General features: G+C 41.3%; 19 protein-coding genes and 1 pseudogene. 6 read left to right on the forward strand and 14 right to left on the reverse strand.

From position 1 onward, the window contains the following. Positions 1–167 precede the first annotated feature (167 nt). From LM917_RS20275 to LM917_RS20300, 6 genes are all read right to left on the reverse strand, one after another. Entirely contained in the window at positions 168–548 is a 381-nt protein-coding gene (locus tag LM917_RS20275; RefSeq protein WP_232699613.1) for an SRPBCC family protein, read from the reverse strand. A gap of 204 nt (positions 549–752) precedes the next feature. Continuing rightward, positions 753–1,394, reverse strand: a complete 642-nt coding sequence (locus LM917_RS20280; RefSeq protein ID WP_232699534.1) for a pyridoxamine 5'-phosphate oxidase family protein — start codon at positions 1,392–1,394, stop codon at positions 753–755. A 133-nt stretch (positions 1,395–1,527) separates the two neighbouring features. Continuing rightward, a complete protein-coding gene (locus LM917_RS20285; RefSeq protein ID WP_232699535.1) occupies positions 1,528–2,739 on the reverse strand; it encodes an MFS transporter in 1,212 nt (403 codons plus the stop codon). A gap of 20 nt (positions 2,740–2,759) precedes the next feature. Continuing rightward, entirely contained in the window at positions 2,760–3,632 is an 873-nt protein-coding gene (locus LM917_RS20290; RefSeq protein WP_232699536.1) for a LysR family transcriptional regulator, read from the reverse strand. Beyond that, positions 3,596–3,817, reverse strand: coding sequence for a hypothetical protein (locus LM917_RS20295; protein WP_232699537.1), 222 nt, complete (start codon positions 3,815–3,817; stop codon positions 3,596–3,598). The genes LM917_RS20290 and LM917_RS20295 overlap by 37 nt, the downstream gene beginning before the upstream one ends. 46 nt (positions 3,818–3,863) lie before the next feature. Further along, complete coding sequence (locus tag LM917_RS20300) at positions 3,864–4,556, reverse strand: SDR family oxidoreductase (protein ID WP_232699538.1); 693 nt, start codon at positions 4,554–4,556, stop codon at positions 3,864–3,866. Positions 4,557–4,732: 176 nt separating this feature from the next. Here LM917_RS20300 and LM917_RS20305 point away from each other — a divergent pair, with 176 nt between their 5' ends. From LM917_RS20305 to LM917_RS20320, 4 genes and pseudogenes are all read left to right on the forward strand, one after another. Next, positions 4,733–5,452 (forward strand): 3-ketoacyl-ACP reductase, encoded by a 720-nt coding sequence (locus tag LM917_RS20305; protein WP_232699539.1) that lies wholly within the window; start codon positions 4,733–4,735, stop codon positions 5,450–5,452. Between the two features lie 218 nt (positions 5,453–5,670). Next, positions 5,671–7,029 carry a TrkH family potassium uptake protein gene (locus LM917_RS20310; protein WP_232699540.1) on the forward strand — a complete coding sequence of 453 codons (1,359 nt, stop codon included), beginning with the start codon at positions 5,671–5,673 and terminating at the stop codon, positions 7,027–7,029. Positions 7,030–7,324: 295 nt separating this feature from the next. Next, complete coding sequence (gene rsgA, locus LM917_RS20315; RefSeq protein ID WP_232699541.1) at positions 7,325–8,389, forward strand: ribosome small subunit-dependent GTPase A; 1,065 nt, start codon at positions 7,325–7,327, stop codon at positions 8,387–8,389. A 300-nt stretch (positions 8,390–8,689) separates the two neighbouring features. Next, positions 8,690–8,968: pseudogene (locus tag LM917_RS20320) on the forward strand (GNAT family N-acetyltransferase); the annotation flags it as partial. An 88-nt stretch (positions 8,969–9,056) separates the two neighbouring features. Here LM917_RS20320 and LM917_RS20325 read toward each other — a convergent pair. After that, positions 9,057–10,175: an RNA-guided endonuclease InsQ/TnpB family protein gene (locus LM917_RS20325; protein WP_232699542.1), complete on the reverse strand. Its 1,119-nt coding sequence runs from the start codon at positions 10,173–10,175 to the stop codon at positions 9,057–9,059. A 228-nt stretch (positions 10,176–10,403) separates the two neighbouring features. Between LM917_RS20325 and LM917_RS20330 the strand changes: the two genes are divergently transcribed. Next, on the forward strand, positions 10,404–10,961 hold the full coding sequence (locus LM917_RS20330) for an isochorismatase family protein (RefSeq protein WP_232699543.1): 558 nt from the start codon (positions 10,404–10,406) through the stop codon (positions 10,959–10,961). Between the two features lie 60 nt (positions 10,962–11,021). Here LM917_RS20330 and LM917_RS20335 read toward each other — a convergent pair whose 3' ends face one another. From LM917_RS20335 to LM917_RS20345, 3 genes are all read right to left on the reverse strand, one after another. After that, the gene (locus LM917_RS20335) at positions 11,022–11,765 is read right to left on the reverse strand and encodes an IclR family transcriptional regulator (RefSeq protein WP_232699544.1); all 744 of its coding nucleotides are present in this window, start codon (positions 11,763–11,765) and stop codon (positions 11,022–11,024) included. A 536-nt stretch (positions 11,766–12,301) separates the two neighbouring features. Beyond that, on the reverse strand, positions 12,302–12,703 hold the full coding sequence (locus tag LM917_RS20340; RefSeq protein WP_232699545.1) for a hypothetical protein: 402 nt from the start codon (positions 12,701–12,703) through the stop codon (positions 12,302–12,304). Between the two features lie 62 nt (positions 12,704–12,765). Beyond that, on the reverse strand, positions 12,766–15,687 hold the full coding sequence (locus tag LM917_RS20345) for a DNA translocase FtsK (RefSeq protein WP_232699546.1): 2,922 nt from the start codon (positions 15,685–15,687) through the stop codon (positions 12,766–12,768). Between the two features lie 341 nt (positions 15,688–16,028). Between LM917_RS20345 and LM917_RS20350 the strand changes: the two genes are divergently transcribed. Continuing rightward, the gene (locus LM917_RS20350; protein ID WP_232699547.1) at positions 16,029–17,294 is read left to right on the forward strand and encodes a hypothetical protein; all 1,266 of its coding nucleotides are present in this window, start codon (positions 16,029–16,031) and stop codon (positions 17,292–17,294) included. 199 nt (positions 17,295–17,493) lie between these two features. Here LM917_RS20350 and pyrH read toward each other — a convergent pair whose 3' ends face one another. The 4 genes from pyrH to LM917_RS20370 all read right to left on the reverse strand — a co-directional run bounded on the left by pyrH (position 17,494) and on the right by LM917_RS20370 (position 21,058). Beyond that, entirely contained in the window at positions 17,494–18,240 is a 747-nt protein-coding gene (gene pyrH / locus LM917_RS20355) for a UMP kinase (protein WP_232699548.1), read from the reverse strand. 105 nt (positions 18,241–18,345) lie between these two features. Continuing rightward, positions 18,346–18,837: an NUDIX hydrolase gene (locus LM917_RS20360; protein WP_232699549.1), complete on the reverse strand. Its 492-nt coding sequence runs from the start codon at positions 18,835–18,837 to the stop codon at positions 18,346–18,348. A 27-nt stretch (positions 18,838–18,864) separates the two neighbouring features. Beyond that, positions 18,865–19,644 carry an inositol monophosphatase family protein gene (locus tag LM917_RS20365; RefSeq protein WP_232699550.1) on the reverse strand — a complete coding sequence of 260 codons (780 nt, stop codon included), beginning with the start codon at positions 19,642–19,644 and terminating at the stop codon, positions 18,865–18,867. A 463-nt stretch (positions 19,645–20,107) separates the two neighbouring features. Then, complete coding sequence (locus tag LM917_RS20370; protein ID WP_232699551.1) at positions 20,108–21,058, reverse strand: DMT family transporter; 951 nt, start codon at positions 21,056–21,058, stop codon at positions 20,108–20,110. Positions 21,059–21,125: the final 67 nt, after the last annotated feature.

Genomic DNA, 21,125 nt, shown 5'->3' on the forward strand with positions numbered 1-21,125 from the left:
GGGTCACTTTTTTAAGTGTCCATCTTACGGGTCACAGTTCACCTAAGGGTTAGTTGATGGCATTTATTCAACAAATCATTCGATATCAATTTCATGGGTAAGGGTCATATCTATGATATATCCATCTCGATCAGTGAAGAATCCCTTTTCTCATAAAATTGTGTCCTTTACACCTTCATACGCCTGTCTAGCTGTTCAAGCACAAGCGGCCAAGCTTGTTCGTGCCTGTTCTTCGATTCCTCATCTGGAAACCCCGCATGCGTAAGACGCAGTTGTGTTCCGTTGTCATTAGATTCAAGTTCAATTGTAACAACCGTTTCAGCTCCCTTTGTTCCCTTAGGCCCATTTACCCACGTGATTTCGATGAGACGGTCTTGATCAAGCCTCAAAAACCGTCCGTAATGAGGATGGCGTTCTTCCTCGAATACAGTCTCAAAGAAAAAGGCCGTGTTGACTTCTCCCTGCATGATTACGCTCCCAGGTGCCGCAAACCAGTGGTCGATTTTTTTCGTCCATGCTTGGAAAATCACATCGGGCGGTGCATCCATTATGCGCTCAACGGTCAGATTAAACTGTCTTGTTGAAAGGTCGGGTATAGTAATCGGTTTCAAATAAAGTCCTCCAATTCTATTGTGGATTAAATGGCATCATAGCAGCAATATCTCCTGATTCTTGTCAAATTAAAAACCTCATCGAAAATGATGAGGTCCTTTAGAATACCTGTTTTACATCCATTTCTCTCGTTATACCAATCAGTAAAGTCGATTCTTGTAACTTTCATTTAATTCCATTGCCACTTGTTCAGCTGTAACTTTAGGGATTTTACAATGATCTACATACATTTGCGGGACGGAAGGCAGCAAATCCTTAGACAGCCATGAATCTGAATTCCACAGGTCTGAACGTATGAAGGCTTTGGCACAATGTGCATAGCACTCCTCGACCTCTACGCCAATCCCAAATAAGGGGGTACGACCGTTTACAGCGCTTTTTTCAAGAAGCTCCGGATCACGACATACAAAAGCTTTTCCATTTACTCTCAAAGTCTCTCCTAACCCCGGAATAAAGAATAGAAGCCCCACATTAGGGTTTGTAATAATGTTTTGAATGGAGTCAAGTCTTCGATTCCCCAGACGTTCTGGAATAAAAAGACGATGGTCATCAAGAACGAGTACAAATCCCGGCTTATCTCCCCGTGGCGAAACATCACAATGCCCACTGGAATTAGAGGTAGCCAGGGATAAAAACGGTGACTTAGAAATAAACTCACGGCAATGCTGATCGAGAGAAGAAATTACTTTGTTTACAGCTCTTTCACCCGGATATCCATAAACCGAACGTAACTCTTCAAATTGTTCTTTTGTTGTAATGATTTCCTGAAAATTCGCACCCATCCTATCACCCTTACAATTTGGAATATATATCCATACTACTACATGTCACTGAATGCCACCATCTTATTAATGCGGTAAGCTGTTTCTCTATTAGCTGACGGATGCCTTCCCATGAGTTTAAGCCATCATGTACTCAATCTAAAACGTTATTTCCATGGAATACCTGTTGAGTAACTGCCTTTAACCGAATGGACAGGATAAAAGCAATCAAAAGAAAAGCCAGTATGAACCCTACTACCCCACTCCAGCCTAGTCCTGACCAAAAAAGTCCGCCAACTGTCCCCCCCACACTCGATCCTGCGTAATAGCAGAATAAATAGAGGGAGGAGGCTTGGGCTTTATCATGGGTGGCCAATTGTCCTACCCATCCACTGGCAACGGAATGCCCTCCAAAGAAACCAAAAGTAAAGATGGCAATCCCTGCAATTTTAACGAGGAGATATCCATCCAGCGTAAGACATACCCCCAGAAACATAATGATAAGAGCGCTCCAGATCATTTTTATGCGTCCGTATTGATCAGCCAATCTCCCCATCCAGGCAGAACTAAACGTTCCTACCAAATATACAATGAAAATCCAGCCTACAATTGTTTGGCTCAATGAATACGGGGGAGCGAGCAATTGATAACCAATATAATTGTACAGCGTAACGAAACTACCCATGAATAAAAAGCTTAGTCCAAATAAATATAGCATCCGCTCGTCCTTGCAATGACTCCATAGTGATTTTGCCAAGGTTTTACCCTCTAATTTGCGTGGTGTAAAATTTTTCGAAGCAGGTAGCATCGTCCAAAACAGAATCGTACAGACCAAGCTGAGTACTCCAATTCCCGCCAGAGCTACGTGCCAATTAAAATGGTCTGCTAACGTCCCCGTAATGATGCGTCCACCCATTCCACCGACTGAGTTCCCACTAATATACAAGCCCATTGCTACGCCTAAACTTCGCGCTTCAATCTCTTCTCCTAAATACGCCATGGCGATAGACGGCAATCCAGCTAATACGATCCCCGTCAGAACACGTAATCCTAGTAATACGGGAAAATGTGAGCTGAACGCCGTACAAAAGGCAAATACCGAGGCAGTACATAATGAAATCATCATGATTTTTTTACGCCCCCATGCTTCCGATAGAGAACCCACGAAAAGCATGCTGATTGCCAGAGTAATTGTCGTAAAAGATAATGAGAGGCTAGCTACTGCAGGCGAGATATGAAATTCGGCCGAAAATTCAGGCAATAAAGGTTGCGTACAATACAGGATGGCAAAGGTATTTAATCCTCCTGCAAACAACGCAATATTTGCCCGATGATACTCTTTTGTTCCCTGTTTGATCGACCCCATGATGTAAATCCTCTTTTCACTTAGCTCTGATTTTTCACGTAAGCTATAAATCGTTTTGCCACTGGTGACAAATATCTATCACTTCTCCACGCCAGTCCAATTGTTCGTTCACATATTGGATGCGTCACGCGCAGTAACGAAACATTAGATTTATCCAATACATACGCATTTGGTACGAGACCTACACCAAGTTTTGCGGCAACTAATCCCGCCACAGTAGCAATTTCTTCTCCTTCAAACATAATCTGAGGTTTGAAGCCTGCTTCGTTACATAGCGAATCGGCGATGGTGCGTAAACCGTAACCTTTTTTTAAGGAGATGAATGGTTCGTTCTCAATTTCCTTTAATTGAATCTCTCTTCGCTTGGCGAGGGGATGCTCCTTGGATACAATCAGGAATAATTCCTCGGTTACAAGCGGCTCCCAGTGTACTTTTTCCAATGGCTCTTGCTGTGCAAAGAAAGCGATATCTATCATGCCGTCCTGTATATACTCTACAATTTTATCGGTAGCCGCCTGATGCAAGTGGTATGTAACATCCGGATACTTGGTTCGGAAGGAACTTATTAACTCAGGAACATAGGAAATCCCTAACGAATGAAGAAATGCGATCGAAATGGTACCTCTATCCGGATGAATTAAATCCTGGATTTCTCGTTTTGCTTCTTCCATTTCGGTTAATGCTCGCTCCACTCTTTCCAAAAAAAGCTTACCGTACTGGTTCAGAACAATATTTCTGCCCTTCCTCTCAAAAAGTGGTGTTCCCAATTCTTCCTCCAGCCGTGAGATGGATCGACTAAGTGCAGATTGGGATACATCTAACATTTCTGCGGATCGCGTAATATGCTCTTGTTTAGCTACCATACGAAAATAAGTAATCTGTTGCCATTCCATCTGTTTGCTCCCTCACCTTTTGTGATTACCCTGTATTCTGTATCATACTGTAACCGATTTATTACATCAATTCTCGTAATTGCATCATATTCATGCATAACAGTAATGAATGTACGTAATGGTTTTGCCAAGCCGATTCTTCTATAACAGAAAACCGCTAAGACAAAAATCTTAGCGGCTTTCATATATATTTTTTCCTTGTTGTATCGAACTTCGTAACAAATGAGAACGTCAGCTATTCAATATAACCACTTCAGAAACGACCAACCGTTTACGAGGCTTAACATTTTCAATAATAATGTCAGCAATATCGTCTGGGTCCATTAAGCCTTGTGTCCGTTCTTCTGAAAAAATCCCGTCCCAAAACTCGGTTCTCATACCACCCATATAAACTCCCAGAACTTGTAGAGGGGTATCTTTCAATTCCAAATGAAGACTTTCCGTGAAGCCTCTCACACCAAACTTGCTGGCACAATAAACAGACTCGTTTACCTTACCTACCTTACCCGCTGTAGAAATTATATTGACGATACATCCTTGGTTCGATTTTTTCATGGGTTTAAGTACTTCCTGCGTGCAAAAAATAGTCCCTTTTAAGTTACTATCTATCATGATATGTACATCTTCTTCACTTAGGTTCTCCGCTAAATCGAAGGAGCCAGTTCCCGCATTATTTATCCACAGATCGATCGAGCCACGGGCTGCTACAATCTCCTGGACAACTCTTTCGACATCTTGTTTCTTTGATACATCTACCTCATAGATGGAAAAGCTGTCGAATAACTGATTAGCGGTTCGCTGCAATCGATCTTTTTTTCGTCCCAATAAGCAGATATGACTGCCTTGTGCTGAGTATTTTCTAGCAAGCGATTCTCCCAATCCACTTCCTGCTCCTGTTATGACTACTGTATGACTAGGCTCCATACTGTTCATCCTTTCCGCTTTTATCTATACGCATTTTATCATATAATAAGACATCATTTTTCATGTAACATAATAAGAAAGCGCTTCTTCTAAGTATAAACAGTTTTTCATTTGACATTGTGAAAGTCAATTACGTATGATGTGACTTGGACGATGATGATTGGGAGGTTATAATAATGGAATTCAAAGGTAAAAAGGCACTTATCACCGGAGCAGGAAAAGGAATCGGACGTGCAGTTGCTATCTCTTTGGCAAAAGAAGGAGTAGATCTGGGCTTAGTATCTCGTACGGAATCTGACCTGCAAGAATTGGCAATATTTATCCAGGATTCCTATGGCACGAAAGTAAGTTTCGCAACTGCTGACATTTCCAATCGCGAAGACGTAGAAGCAGCTTATGCCAAGCTAAAAGCTGATCTAGGTTTTATTGATATTCTTATTAACAATGCGGGCGTAGCTTCTTTTGGAACAGTTACCGATATGCCTCCTGCAGAATGGGAACGCATCATTCAAATCAATCTGTTTGGTACGTACTACATGACATATGCTGTGCTACCTGACATGATTGCTCAAAATAGTGGAACCATCATTAATGTCGCTTCCACAGCTGGAGAGCGTGGTTTTGCTACAGGATCTGCTTATTGTGCTTCCAAGTTCGCAGTAATGGGCTTTACTGAGTCAGTACTGCAAGAAGTTCGCAAGCATAATATTCGTGTAACGGCCCTGACACCTAGTACGGTAAATACGAACCTCGCTGTAAGCGCAGGATTAAAAATCGGTGATGAAGATCACATGATGCAGCCTGAAGACGTAGCAGAATTAGCAATGGCTACGCTACGTTTACCAGAGCGCGTGTTTATTAAGTCTGCTGGTATCTGGACAACTAATCCACAATAACTTACACAATAACACCTAGAAGTAGACGCACGTCCTCTTCCTTGTCTGTTGTAAGGATGGGGGCGTTTTTGTGTTGAATGGTATACATTTTTTTGTTCATTTTGTCTATTTTTCTAAGATTCTTCTACTATTATAGGGTAAGATAGTCATAGTGTTTATCAATATGCGTCTTCTCTATTTAAAAATATAGCGTACTACTAAACCAGGAGGTAGTTAAGTTGCTACTCCCGTATAAGAAAAGCAGACTTAGTTCTGTACAAATCATTGTCTTTTTCTACATAAGTAGCGTCATGATTTCATCGTTCCTTTTGATGCTCCCTATTTTTCATCAACCTGGAACTACCATTACCTATGTTGATTCTCTGTTTACTGCTGCCAGTGCTATCAGTGTGACAGGGCTCTCTCCGATTACGATAAGTGAGGTTTTTAACGAGGGTGGGATCATCCTTCTCACATTCCTTTTCCAAATCGGTGGGATTGGTATTATGACGTTGGGTACGTTTTTCTTAATGATGATGGGGCAAAAAATCGGATTGGTACAGCGAAAATGGATTGCTACAGACCATAATCGTCCTACTATGGCTGGATTGGTACAGCTCACCCGTAGCATTTTAGTATTAACGATTATTATCGAGTTAGTCGGTACCCTTCTGTTAGGCGGATATTTTTTATGGTCTGGCTATCAACCTAATTGGATATCAGCACTCTATCATGGCTATTTTGCTTCTATTAGTGCCTTTACCAATGCGGGGTTTGATCTCTATGGTAATTCATTGATTAACTTTGCAGGAGATTTTTATGTGCAATCCGTTACGATACTCTTAATGATCTGCGGAGCAATTGGCTTCCCGGTATTAATTGAGATTAACAATTACTTCATTTGTAAGCGAAATAACCAACGATTTACCTTTTCTTTGTTTACCAAGATTACAACGCTTACCTACTTTGCTTTGATTGTAATTGGATTAATACTCTTTCTTTTATTTGAAAATGATATATTCTTGCAGGGTAAAAGTTGGATCGAATCCTTCTATTACGCCCTGTTTCATTCCACGACGACCCGAAGTGCTGGGCTTTCCACCATGGATGTAAGCACGTTATCTACCCCTACTATATTTTTACTGTCAGCTCTCATGTTCATCGGTGCTTCACCTAGCAGTGTAGGTGGTGGTATCAGAACAACCACGCTATTTGTTCTGATCGCAGCGATTATCACAAACATGCGAGGCCGTACTAGTGTTAAGGTATTTGGTAGAGAATTAGTCCAGGAGGATATCATGAAATCATTCATGGTTTTCTTCGTCGCCAGCTTCTTAGTATTTAGTGCGGTAATCAGCCTGTTATGGATTGAAGGTTTGCCCATGCAGCAGATACTGTTTGAAGTCTGTTCTGCCTTTGGAACGACTGGACTCTCGATGGGGATTACCTCAGAATTAAGCACACCTGGAAAACTAATCCTTATATTCATGATGGTAATTGGACGTATTGGTATTATTAACCTGCTACTCTTCCTGAAAAAAGATGACTCAAAGGATCGTTACCACTATCCGAAAGAGCGCGTGATTATTGGTCAATAATTAATAAGAATGATAGAAGAACCGCGAGAATGTTTATGGACTAACATTCATTTGCGGTTCTTTCCTTTTCTTGCTATCACTTTTTCATTTTTTGTAATAAAATGATTATGCTAAGCATGTATGCTGTTTTTACAGCGAAAGGAGAGATGTTATATGGAAAACAAAATGAATTTGTCGCTGATTGTTACAAGAGGTCACGGGATATCCTGATAAACGAATTAAACGACCTATATCAGGGTTCTCCTGTGATCATGTTCGGTACTACTAAACATGATACTTGAGGAGGCATCCTGTCTTGAATCTTCACACATTAGGCTGGAACCAACATTTTGAACAACATTTTACTACCTTTACTGACCCATCTTACATTGCTGGACGGGTCACGTTAGAACATAAACGAATCTATCGTGTTATGACAGAAAAAGGGGAATTACTAGCTGAAATCACTGGTAAGATGCGTTATCAGGCATTTGGACGGGAGGATTTTCCCGCTGTTGGTGATTGGGTAGTCATGACCCCTCGCTGGGATGAGAAAAAGGCTACCATTCATGCTATCCTTCCAAGATTTAGCAAATTTTCCCGCAAAGTTGCAGGGAATGCACTGGAAGAACAAATTGTAGCTGCCAACGTTAACACCGTTTTTCTGGTTAATGCGCTTAACCTAGATTTTAATCTCCGACGTATAGAGCGGTATCTACTGGTTACCTGGGAATCAGGGGCTAATCCCGTTATTGTGTTAAGCAAGGCAGATTTATGTGAAGATATCGAAGCAAAAATTGCTGAGGTTGAATCAATTGCTATCGGCGTACCTATCTATGCGATTAGCTCCGTTCATAATCAAGGAATAGAACAACTGTTACCGTATGTAGATCCAGGACAAACCGTTGCCCTACTAGGTTCATCTGGTGTAGGTAAATCATCGTTGGTTAATTCTCTTAGTAACCAACATCTGCAAGAAGTTCAGGAAGTGCGTACAGGAGATGACCGTGGAAAGCATACAACCACTCATCGCGAAATGTTCCTTCTTCCTTCTGGTGGCTTGATGATTGATACACCGGGAATGCGAGAGCTACAATTATGGGATGCAGATGAGGGATTATCTGATACTTTTACCGATATAGAGGAGCTTGCTCGTAACTGCCGTTTCTTTGACTGTAAACATGATACAGAACCTGGCTGTGCCATACGCTCAGCGATTGAAGAAGGTTCACTCCCCGAAGAACGATATAAAAGCTATCAGAAATTACAACGTGAAATGGCTTTTCTCGCTCGCAAGGAGAGCAAGCAAGAACAAGCGGCCCAAAAAGACCGTTGGAAGCAGATTACCAAATCCGTTCGAGGTGTTTCGAAAAAGAAATAGGTCTTACACCTTGTTATAACGATTAAATAAATATACGACAACTTAGGAAGAGTATGTTTTGAAAAAAGATTAACCAAAACATGCTCTTCATGTATTTAATAGAATTTTCTTATATGAAAAGCTTACTTATTTTATGTATTTCCGGTTGAACGAACGCCTAAGCAGCTCAATCAATACTTTTTTGTAATTTGGCAAATAATTGTTTTTCGAGGTGATATTCCCTTTAGAAAAGAGGATCATTCACTTGTTGGTTGTATGAGTATTAATATCTCCAAGAAACACAGCTGAGCTGAGCTAGCATATTGGGTAGGGAGAAAGTATTGGAAAAAAGGATATGCAACGGAAGCGGCTTCACGCGTAATGAAGTTCGGTTTTGAGGAGCTAGGTCTCAACAAGATATATGCTATAGCCATGGCCAAGAACCCGGCCTCATCCTCTGTCATGCTTAAACTAGGAATGAAACAAGAAGGAATCTTTTCACAGCACATCCGAAAATGGGATCAGTACGAAGATATCGCCTATTATGGATTGCAAAAGTTCGAATGTCAATTACTCATGACTGAAGTCACGAGCTTGTAGCTACCCAGAAGTACAAACGATTCTTACGAATCTCCTTCCTTCGTGTGGTGTTACTATAGGCAGATTGACAACTACCCAACCACACAAGTCATGCTTGCGTAGTCACTTCAACGATGTACTCCATTCCTTTTCGTTGAAGATTCATGGCACCAATACGATCATCGTTCGTTGTGTATTGACATGTTTTACAACAGAATACATGTATTTTCTTGTTTCGATTGTCTTTCTCTGTATATCCGCATTTTGGACAGGTTTGCGAGGTATAGCGAGGGTCAACTACAATCATTTTTGCACCACATAACATCGCCTTATATTCTAGCATTTGGCGTAATTGGTAGAATGCCCAAGACACCGTCTCATAACGATCTTTCACTCTTACACGTTCAGTGACATTACGTACGCCCGTTAAATCTTCTACAACAAACAGTGTATTCGCACCATACCGATCTACGAGTGCCTTACTGACAGAGTGATTAACATCTGTCATCCAACAGTTTTCTCGTTGACCTATTTTTTTGAGTTTTCTACGAGAGGAAGCAGTACCTATTCGTTGCAGTTGCTTACGTATATGCTTGTACGAAGAACGTTTGTTTTTGATACTTCGACCATCGAAAAAATGAGTTTTTCCATGCGAGTCATAGGTTGTAGCTGTAAAATTTATTCCCATATCAATACCGACTACTTGCTGGATCGCATTTACATTTGGCTCAGAAACATCTTTTGTCACTGGGATATGCAGAAAAAACTTTTTGTGCTTGTGGACAATTTTCGCTGTGCCAAAAGACCAAGAGCCGTCAAAATACCGTTCCATGCCTTTCGCTTCATATGGTACTTTAATTCTGCCTTGTAGTGTATTCACTGAAAACAACCCTTGGACGAGCGAATAGTCACGATTCCATACGAGATCGTATTCCGCTTTCTTAAACGCAATCTTCGTCCAATCATGTCCGTTACTTTTCGCTGACTTATATCGGGCAATTGCAGTCTTCATGACAGATTGTGCCATTTGGGAGCGTAATAAATATTCGATACGCAACACATCGTAAGTCATTTTATGTAGCTTCAGCTGCGACAATTGTTTTGTTTCAAAGATAAGAGAAGAAACATAGTTACAGCCAGAACGATAGGCATATAATGTTTGCTTCAACAGATCAATTTGATCCCATGTAGGTTTGATTTTGAGTTTTGCAGTAATGGTCATTTGCATATTTCTCACCTCACTTTCACTAGAATGATTATGCCATATGTAACAGGAAAGTGAGCAGAATTATAGAAAGAGAAACAGTGGAGTATATCGCTTCATTATTGTGGCAAAAGCCACGCCTGAAACAGCACAGTGTCCTCACACGACTAAAGTCAAGTGTCTCCACTGTGATAATATGAAGCATTAGCTGAGAATTAAACACCTATAATGTAATGAAAAGGGGTAATTTTTTTGAAGCAAGCCTTGCTTGTCATTGATGCTCAACAGGAACTACTGGACGGAAACGAGAACCAACCCGCCATTTTCAATAAGGATCAACTTATCAGCAATATTAATTCCGTTATCGATCAAGCGTTACAATCAGAAGCGTTATTCATTTTCATCAGAGATAAGGATGTGGCTACTGGTGTAGGAGCAGGTTTTCAGATTCACAAGGATATTCATGTCCCGTCTTCCTCCATCGTATTTGACAAGTTAGCAACCAATTCGTTTTACGGTACGCCACTCTTGGAATATTTGAAATCGAACGAGGTTCGACATGTTGTAATGATGGGATGTAAAACTGAGCATTGCATTGACACAGCGGTAAGAACTGCGACGATTAATCGACTGGACGTAACATTAGTTGGAGATGGTCATTCTACGACAGACTCCGACACTTTATCAGCAGAACAAATGATAGCCCATCACAACAACATTCTTCATGGACATTACAACGTAGATCATTTTTCTGTAGTTAGAAATTCCTTAGAAGATTTATTTACCCCAACCCATAACCAATACCGTTAAAATCAAAAAAATCCCCTTCCCTAATAGCGGAAGAGGATTTTTTACTCTATATCAATCTTATTATTTCAACATTTTCCCCATTCGAAAAGCGGCTTGCATGATAGGGGTAGCATATTCTTTCATCTTTTCTTCTGTCATTCTGCTAGATGGTCCAGATACAGAAAGCGCTGCGAAGATATGACCATGTGTATCAAAAATGGGAGCCGAGACTGCAGCTGCGCCTACTTCCCGTTCTTCGCTACTTGTGGCATAGCCCATGTCTCTAATAGTTTGCAACTGCTCCTGATACAGCTTCTGATCCACAGAATCTGGCCAGTTCTTATCCTGTAATAGTCCCTGGAGTACGATTTGATCTTCAAAAGCCACCAACACCTTGCTGGAAGCCCCTACAGCGAGGGACATACGTACCCCAACTGGTGCTACGCGTCGAATTGGCTGATTGCTTTGAACTGCTTGAATCCGAATTCGCTCAAATTGATCTCGAACATAGATACTGATTGTCTCACCAAGAAGATCTCGCAATTGCTCCATTTCAGGCAAAAGTAATTCAGCAGGATCATCAGATCTAGTAAGATTGGCAGATAGCTCCCACACGCGAAAACCTAAGCGATATTTCTCTGTCTGAGAGTTACGTTGCAAAAATCCTTTTACTTCTAATGCTGCAAGCAAACGGTGTACGGTACTTTTGTGCAAGCCAATACGATTGGCAATCTCACTCAATCCCAACTCAGTTGCATCTGTAAAGCACAGCAATACATCTAATGCTCTCTCTACAGAGCGAACAGTTGATTTTCCTTCTTCCATAACCGTTCCCTTCTTCCTCAAATCGTCTCACCCAATGAAACCTTGTTTTATTTTTATCTTCTTTCTAGTATATCTTATATTTGAGTAGATGTAACTATTTTTCAAGGTTGCTCTAAGAACAAAAGTGAAAAAGATTGTCTTCTTCCTACCATGGTGGAGAAAACCAGCTGGTTTTTTCATGCTGTTGTGATTGTTCGAAGATTTTCACTGCAGGCGTTTGCAGAAGAAGCACATTTTTTGTCTAGAACTATTTAAGGTCCTACCTAGCTACTGGCAAAGAGTGCGGAATCAAAAGTGCAACCTATGAGATACTGCGTAGTTTCACATCCTTTTGCACTTTCCGCACTCTTTACCCAGTAGCGGACAGACTTTACTCCCTTGCGGGACCTTAACCGAGTTCACAGACAAAAAATGTGCTTCTTCTGCATGTTCACTACACCAGTCATTATCAGGTCTTTAGCACCTAAAAATTTCAAAAAACAGCGAACGCCTTCCGTAGCGCGTCGCTGTTTCCTGTTAGACCGTTTCATGTTCTATTACTTGGCAACCCTTGTAATTCCAGGATTATAACGCTTCAAATAATCATAAATCGCTTCTCCAGTTACCAGCTTACACTCTTGGATTACTTGATTCTCCATCAGATATTCATGGAGAGCAATCATTCCTTTATCCATTCGACGCTTTGCCATATCGGGAGGTGTCATCATAGCTGGTACCAGGCACTGCAAATACCAGTAACCCGTTACTTCCGCTGATACATCAACAGATAACTCCATATCCGGATGGTCAAACCCGAATAATAAGTCAAATAATGGACTCTCTTCCGTTCCCAGTGCATCAAGTGACATTTTCCAAATGTTTACATAGTATTCATCGTTAAACAATACCATGTCCTCTGTAATAATCTGATATGTTGTCATAAACTGATTTTGTTCCATATGATATCCCTCCTGTACTTTTACTTTCGTGATGAGTATCTAGGAGTAGTCATTCATTTTGCTTAAAACAGTGCAGTTCCTTCTGTTAACGCCTGTGCATCTTCTGGCGTAATCAGAACCGTTCGAGGTTTTCCTCCATTTTGTCCTGATACATATCCGCTTGCTTCCATCATTTCAATCAAGCGCGCTGCCCGATTGTATCCGATACGGAACCTGCGTTGCAAGCTGGAAGCAGAGGCATTCCCTTGCTCTGCTACGTAGACAAGTGCCTCGTGGAAAAGAGGATCATCACCCATTTCTCCAGATGTGACCTGCGCTTCCAACTCTTCTCTCGTAAACAGAAAATCAGGTTGTCGCTGTTTCTTCAGCATTGCCGTTACTGCTTCAATCTCATCATCATTTACATAGTTACCTTGCAAACGAATTGGTGGAGCTCCGCTTTCCAGGAACAGCATATCTCCTCGCCCAAGCAATCTTTCTGCACCACCTTGATCTAGAATTGTTCTGGAATCGGTATGAGAAAATACGGCAAATGCCAGACGAGTTGGTACGTTTGCTTTAATATTTCCTGTGATGATGTCAACAGATGGACGTTGAGTAGCCAATAATAGGTGGATACCACATGCCCGTGCTTTTTGGGCAATACGGATAATGCAATCCTCCACATCCTGTGGAGACACCATCATTAGATCCGCCAACTCATCAATAATTATCACGATGTATGGTAGCGTATCATCCGTTGTCTGGTTGTATCGTTCAATATCACGTACACCTGCTTCAACAAACAATGTATAGCGCTTCTCCATTTCTTCAACCGCCCATTTTAAGGAAGCGGTCGCCTGCTTCGCATCCGTCACAACAGGGGTCACGAGGTGAGGCAGATTGTTATAGGGAGCCAACTCTACCATTTTAGGATCAATAAGAAGCAAGCGAACCTGTTCTGGAGTTGCTTTAAACAATATACTCACAATGATAGAGTTGATGCAGACACTTTTTCCAGATCCTGTAGCCCCAGCCACCAAACCGTGCGGCATTTTCTTCAAATCTGCAATGATTGGTTCTCCCCCAATATCCATTCCGAGCGCAACAGCAAGTGGAGATGGATGCTGCTGAAACTTCTGTGATTCCAGAATGCGACGAATAAATACTGGTTCGCTTTTTATATTGGGAACCTCGATACCTACAGCATTCCTACCAGGAATAGGCGCTTCAATCCGTATATCCTTGGCAGCCAGATTCAGCTTGATATCGTCTGACAGCCCCGTTATTTTGTTAACCTTAACACCAGGAGACGGTTGCAATTCAAATCGCGTTACAGAAGGTCCTTTGACGATGTTAACCACAGTAGCACTTACATTAAAGTTGCTAAGTGTCTCTTCCAATAATCCTTTTTGTTCAAGTGTATGCTCGTAAACATCCTCGGTCATTCTCTCTGTAGGCGTAAGCAGTTCAAGTGACGGAAATTGATATGGCGCATCCGTGATCTCCTCGCTATTTACCTTCTGCGGGGGTAGTGTCACATCTGAAATGTTGCGATAAGTAGCAGTAGAAGCGCTCTCTACATGAATACCTGTCACCTGTGTTACTCGATTATCTGTGAGCACTTGTGGCTCTGATTGTTGTTCTACCGCCGTTACATGGTTTGATGGCTCCATCTCTTGGGAGTCGGATAAAAGCTGATTATCCTGTGAGACAACATGAGCGGTATCTTCAGGAGTAATATGCTGGTTACTTCTGTGGACCGCAGATGTTTCCTCGACCAAAGGCTCCTCAGGTATGTCGCTAGCTATATCCGTTACTACCTGTTGGTCCGCTACGGAATTGGGAGCATCCTTTTCCTGTACCGCTTCTACCTCAGGCATTTTATCTTCAGCTGCTAGTACTTCCATTGTTGCGGCTACTTCATTCATAGACGTTATTACAGTAGCTTCTTCGTTTATTCCTATTCTTTCAATATTTTCTTCAGCTACTTTTTGCTCCGACTCAATTGGTTCTTGCTCCATTATTCTAGCTGTTTCAATAGAAGGTGTTTCCTCATTAGCTGTCTTGTTTGCTACTCTGGTTACCTCTCTATGTGCCAGTCTCTCTTTAAGTGGAATCGATTGTTGCAGTAATTCCTTCATATCCATTGGCAACTTATTCATCGACGATTGCTGTTCGTCAGTCAAGTCACCCTCACTAAGAGAACCATCCATTTGGCTTGAATCATTTGCTAGATGAGCATTATTTATCTCTTTTGCCACGACAACAATTTGTCCATCCTCATTAACATAGGCCTGGCGTACTTTCTTTTCCTGTTCCGCTTTCGTCTCTTCGGTTATTTTTCCATATATCGGGGAAAAGATCTCGGTGGGCTTGAACGGTTTTTTGGGATTGAAATATTGTGGCGTTGAGTCTTGACTGGAGCTGTTTGCGGTACTCGATGCTTGCTTTGGAGCAACAGGCTTATTGTAGCTATCTGAATAGTCAACTTGAGTACTCTGTTGCGGAAATCGATCTTCTGTATTACGCTTACTTATCTCAGTCTCTCTTCTCTTTTCTCGCTTTATCTCATTCGAAGAATTTTCATATAGCTCCATCTGACTAAAAGATGGCCGATTAATCGGTTCTTTCTCTTTCATCGTACGAGAGAGATTACGCAACTGTTGATCCGATTGGATAGCAGAACGAATATCCTGCATGCGCTCTTTTTTCTCCCATTCCTTATCGGATACAACCGGAAAGCGGAATTGACGAGGACGCTGACGCTCAAAAAATTCCTCCATCTGTTGTTCATCATGCTTCTTCGGATAAATATTTTTGGTCCGCATTTTAACTGGTCTACTCGTTCTTGCTATAGCCTGTTCGTCTTTTACCGTATGAATAGCTCTTGGTTTTGATTCTGTTGTTTCTTCATAATATTTATCGTCTTCATCGTCATCTTCTGGCTCAATGTCCATAATATTTCGCCAGAATTGTTTTAATCGTTCAAATAACGAAGGCATATATGTAAGTCCTCTCTTTCTCGCTCATGATCGAAAAGCGTGCTCTAGGCTAGCTCATTGCTTCTGCGGTTGCTTTCCTCTGATGAAACCTGAGAAGCGATGCTGAGGGATTCTCTCATTCCTCAATTTTGGCTATATCATCCATTTTATCATGAAACAGTGCCGCAGAAACCCAAAGATTTTGTTTTATTGGCATCCTTTTACCAAGGTTAACCTGTCAAAACATTGGCTTTTTTTAAAAATACCGAAACCTTTCACCTTCTGACGCGTATTACCCTTTGTAGACATTACAAGTTAGTGATCGTCATGTTCAAAAATGTAGAAAGAGGTGCTTTACAATTATGAGTAAAATTACAGCAGGTTTCGCGTTGTTAGCTACTTCTGCCCTAGCTTTGACTGGATGTACACCTGAAGCTGCTTTAATCCGTGATTCCACACTAAAAACAATGGAGAATACAAGCTATCAATTTTCCAGCACAATGAAACTTACCGGCAATTTTGCTGATGAGCTAAAGAAAGATAAGACATTTACTCCTGAAAATGCGAGCATTTTGGAAAGCGTGATGTCTGGTGTAACGATTGAAGGTACTCAAACTGACCTGACTAGCGGAAAATACACCATTACCCTTAACAATGATAAAGCTCTACGTGACAACAAGCTATGGACTGGTGACAAAAAAGCATCTGTTGAGATGATCGTTGACAACTCAGATCTATACATAAAATCAGCTCTCGACAAAAAATACCTCAACATGAACAACGATACCATGTATGGTGAGACTTTCACACTCAGTCCTGAAGAGATGAAGAAGTTCAACCAAGAAGTGAACGAGCTTTCCATGAAGTTCGCTCGTAACTATGTTAAAGGTTTTGATTTTAAAGGAACAAAAGTAGAAAACAAAGGTGAGAAAACAGTAAAACTTCCTAATGGTGAAGAAGTAAAAACTACACACGTAGCTGTCTCCCTTGATACCAACAAATTGATCGATTTGGTTTACTATGTAGCTAAAGATGGTATCGTGAATCCAGAGGTTCGCACATTTGCGATTGACGTAGCGACTCTTGGAAACAAAATGGACGATCAAATGCAAAAACTTCCTCTGAAGAAAGATGAGGAATATCGCAAGGAAGCCACTACTCAAGTAGATACGCTACTTGCTGAAGCAAAAGTAGGATTTGCTGAACTAGAAAAAGAGTACACTCCAGCTAAACTTGCTGAAGAAGCGAAAAAAGCTGGCCTAGAAGATCTGAACATTACGCTTGAATACTATGTAGATAAAAACAAACTACCAGTTCGTACAACATCTACATTTGACTTGAAAGTGAAAAATACAGAAGAGAAAGATGCAAAATCAATGACAGTAGGATTTGCTGTTGATACGTACGCTTGGAACTTTGGAAAAACGAATCCATATACAAAACCAGGCAAAAATGACTTCGTAACGGTGGACGATTTGAAAAAAGATAAAGAAGCAATCAAGAACTTTGACGAAAAAGGGTTCTTCCACCAGTTCGTAAAAAGTGTGTCTACCGATTTTGATTTCGAAACTTTAGAAGAAGAAGCTGTAGAAACTAAAGCTACTACTCCAGCTCCAGCTACTAAATAATATCCGTATTATAAAAGACATGGTTTCCATAGGAGACCATGTCTTTTTTACTGTATAAGAAAGTATAAACATCACAATGTTACTCCCTGAACGCATGAAAAACTTTCTTTAAAGAAGTATCTGCTTTTTCGACTGGACTTCAATTAATCGTTTTTCTTATTTTATCTGCTCGATGTATGTAATAGGTTCTACGTTCAACTTACTCTGGTGCATATTCCGCTTCACTTACACTGGAGGATATAAGTGTTCCTACGTTTTTCCCTTCACAAATCTGCTTCATACTACCTTTTTTGTCGAAGTTAAACACATGAATGGGTAGCCCATGATCTCTAGCCAGAATGATGGCTGATTGGTCCATTACCTTTAAATCCTTGCTAAGTATATCGTCGTAAGGCAATGATTGATACAATCTGGCATTCTCATCAAATCGGGGATCTCCATTTAGGACACCATCTACTCCATGTTTGGCAGCCAAGATTGCGTCTGCATCAATTTCTAGTGCACGTTGAACACCTGGGTAATCTGTGGTTACGTAAGGTTGTCCATTTCCACCCGCAAAAATAACAACGTGTCCTTTTTCCAGATGATGAATAGCTCGTAGGCGAATATAACTCTCTGCTACGGTATTGATCGGAATGGCCGTCATCACTCTGACTTGTCGATCTGTTCGATTGGTCAGAACTCCACGGAGCATCAAACTGTTAATAACGGTCGCCATTGTCCCGATATTATCTGCCTCCACTCTGCCAATTCCCCATTTATCTGCCATGTTGCCCCGAAAAATATTGCCTCCTCCAATTACAATCGCTACTTCTATGCCTAACTGAAGTAAGGATTCCACTTCATCAGCGATATGTGCCAATCTCCCCGGATCAAATCCAAAATCCTGTTCTCCGGCTACGGCTCCACCGCTTAATTTGACCAATACTCGTTTGTACCGTATCATACCTGCTTCCTCCTCTGAATACGACAACGCATTCAATGGAATAGTAACCAAAATTGTAAGGCCTTGGCAATATTTTTTTCGTAAAACAGGAAAAAAGACTTGTTTTTACAACAAGCCTTTTTGCATAGCCAGGAACAACGCGTGTGCCATCTCACTGTTTTTCCACTCACCTGATATCATATGAGCGAGAACTTCCGGTTTTTCATAAAATTCAACCGCTATCTTTTCATCTTGACCTAGATGCTGTTCTTCCTGTTCTGTTGTCTCTTTTGCAAAAAACAGGTGTGCCACACGGTTAATTAAATTAGAACAAGCGTGGATACTTCCTAAGTGAATGAGCTCCTCACAATCGAGAGCAGCTTCTTCATTTAGTTCACGACGGGCTGCCAGCTCTGGACTCTCGCCTTTTTCGATTGTTCCACCTGGTAGTTCATAACTATCTCCATCAACCGGCTCACGGTAATGACGAAGCACGGCTACTTTCCCTTTATGAAGAGCGAGAATTACCGCTGATTCGTACAATTCTTCTTTTACATGGATTGAATTCTCTGTTAGATATACCTTAACTTTCTCATGAGAGTACACTAGCTCAGACATATAAGGTTCCTCTCTTCCCAGAAAATTTTAATACTTATTAACCAGAAAGCATAATTCCTTCTGTAAGGGGCCGCCGCTCACAATCATGGAGACATTACGCTGTGGATCATATGCCTCGTACTGATACGGCTGTTCATACCAATCACTTAGGACTGCTCCCGCTTCTTTGGCTATTAGAATACCAGCTGCGACGTCCATGATATTGGTTTTGTCCATGACAATGAAATCAATCCAGCCATGAGCCAACAGACAAAAATCTAGTGCTGGGGAATAATTACGCATGACTCTTTTCGTTTGAAGAGTAAGATCGTATGTTTTCTCCAGCTCCTGTTCTTTTGTTAGGGTATCTCTTCCACGAACGTAAGAACCCGTAGCTTTATTCATTGCTATTTTCTTGCTTACCGATAATTTTTTTCCGTTAAGATACGCACCCTTCCCTTTTTCCGCCCAGAAAAGCTGCCCGGTCACAGGATTATAGACTAGACCTAGTAAAAGCTCACCTTGGTGTTCTAATGCCATGGAGATGGAGAAGTAGGGATGCCCAACAAAAAAGTTATTTGTGCCGTCCAGAGGATCAATGATCCAGACATAATCGTCACCACGAATAACAGTTCCAATTTCTTCAGAATGAATGGAATGCTCAGGATAGTGTCGATGTATTACTTCAATAATCCGCTTCTCGCTTTCCTTATCCTCTATCAGCTTCACATCATTATGAGATTCAAGCTCAGGAAACAATTGTTGAGAAAATCGTTGCTTCAGATAAGCACCAGCTTCCTCTGCAGCCATTTTTGCAACTTCCAGCATAGTGAGTAGCTCCTTTACCTCTTTCAGTCACTTTTTACTTTTGATAGCATATCACATTTTACCCGTTACTGAGATAGTGCCATGTGAAGCTGCACTTTTAGAAGTGTAATCCTACCATTGTGGAGAAAACCAGCTTCTCTTTTCACTCTTCGCTAAAGGTCTTCGCCCCGCAAGGGGTTGGACTGTCCGCTCCGCACTATTCATTGGGGAAGCTCAAAACGAAGTATTCACTGTAAGACTTGCTGGGTCTCGCTTCTTAATTCCCAATGAATAATGCTACGCTGGGACGGGCTTCGCCAAGACGCTCTGTGTGAAAAGAGAAGCTGGTTTTTCATGCTTTGGCTTTTTTATTGTTTTTAAAACTTCTTCTGCTCCCACACTACAGCAGGAATATAGAAAAAAGCGGTACGCCCTTTTGAGAATACAAAAAGACGCACCGCTTACTGCTGTACTTTATAGATAATTAAAGCTTTACTTCTTGCATTGGAAGCTCTGAATGCTCTGGAATTGGTATAAAACCTTTTTTCGGCCGAGAAGACCAGTACACACCGATCAACACGAACATTCCACCAATCAGCTGTGCCGTCATAACTTGTTCTCCTAAGAAAAGCACTGCAAAAATAGTAGCAAACACTGGGACCAGATTCATAAATGGAGATGCTTTGGTAGGTCCTAGAAGATGTACACTTTTAGACCAGCAGAAAAACGAAATGACCGACGGGAATATTGCTAGATACATAACAGACCAAAGATTGCTCCATTCCCAAAGAGTAACGGACCTTACGGAAACTTCCACCAACATCATCGGGAAGGATGTCAGTACACCAGCACCTACAATCAGACCAAATCCAATTAATCCCGGCAAACGGTCCGATGTTTTACGAAGCATCACCGAGTAAATCGCCATCAGAAGATTGGAGCAAAGCATTACAATGTCACCGCTATTTAATTTCATATCTGCTAACGAACTTATCTGTCCCTTGCTGACAATCCAAAAGACCCCCAACAGCGAGATGACAATCCCAATTAACTGATTGCTGTTCATCCGTTCATGTAACATAAAATAAGCAACGACGCCAATGAAAATGGGAGTAAGCGAAGATAATAGCGAAGCGTTTACCGTACTTGTATGCTCCATCCCCCAATAAACCAGCCCAGTAAATAGCCCAATCCCTAAAAAACCCATCAATAAGATCTCTTTCCACAAGGCTAGGTAGGTTTTATAGTTTTCACGAAGTGGTTTCCATATAAAAGGTAATAAGATCAAAAAGGCAAAACCCCAGCGCATAAATGTCAGGGTGAAGGGCGGCAAATTATGTAGCATGTTTTTGCCAACCAAAAAATTACTACCCCACAACAGGGTAGCCAATAACGGAATTCCATACACATAAGGTGTTTTTTCTATTGCTTTCATTTATGACTCCCCTCCCTTATTAATTACAATACGGAGTACATTGTAACACCCGGTTCATTATAATCAG

Origin of the sequence: Brevibacillus daliensis (assembly GCF_021245735.1) — a bacterium.
GTDB lineage: Bacteria > Bacillota > Bacilli > Brevibacillales > Brevibacillaceae > Brevibacillus_B > Brevibacillus_B daliensis.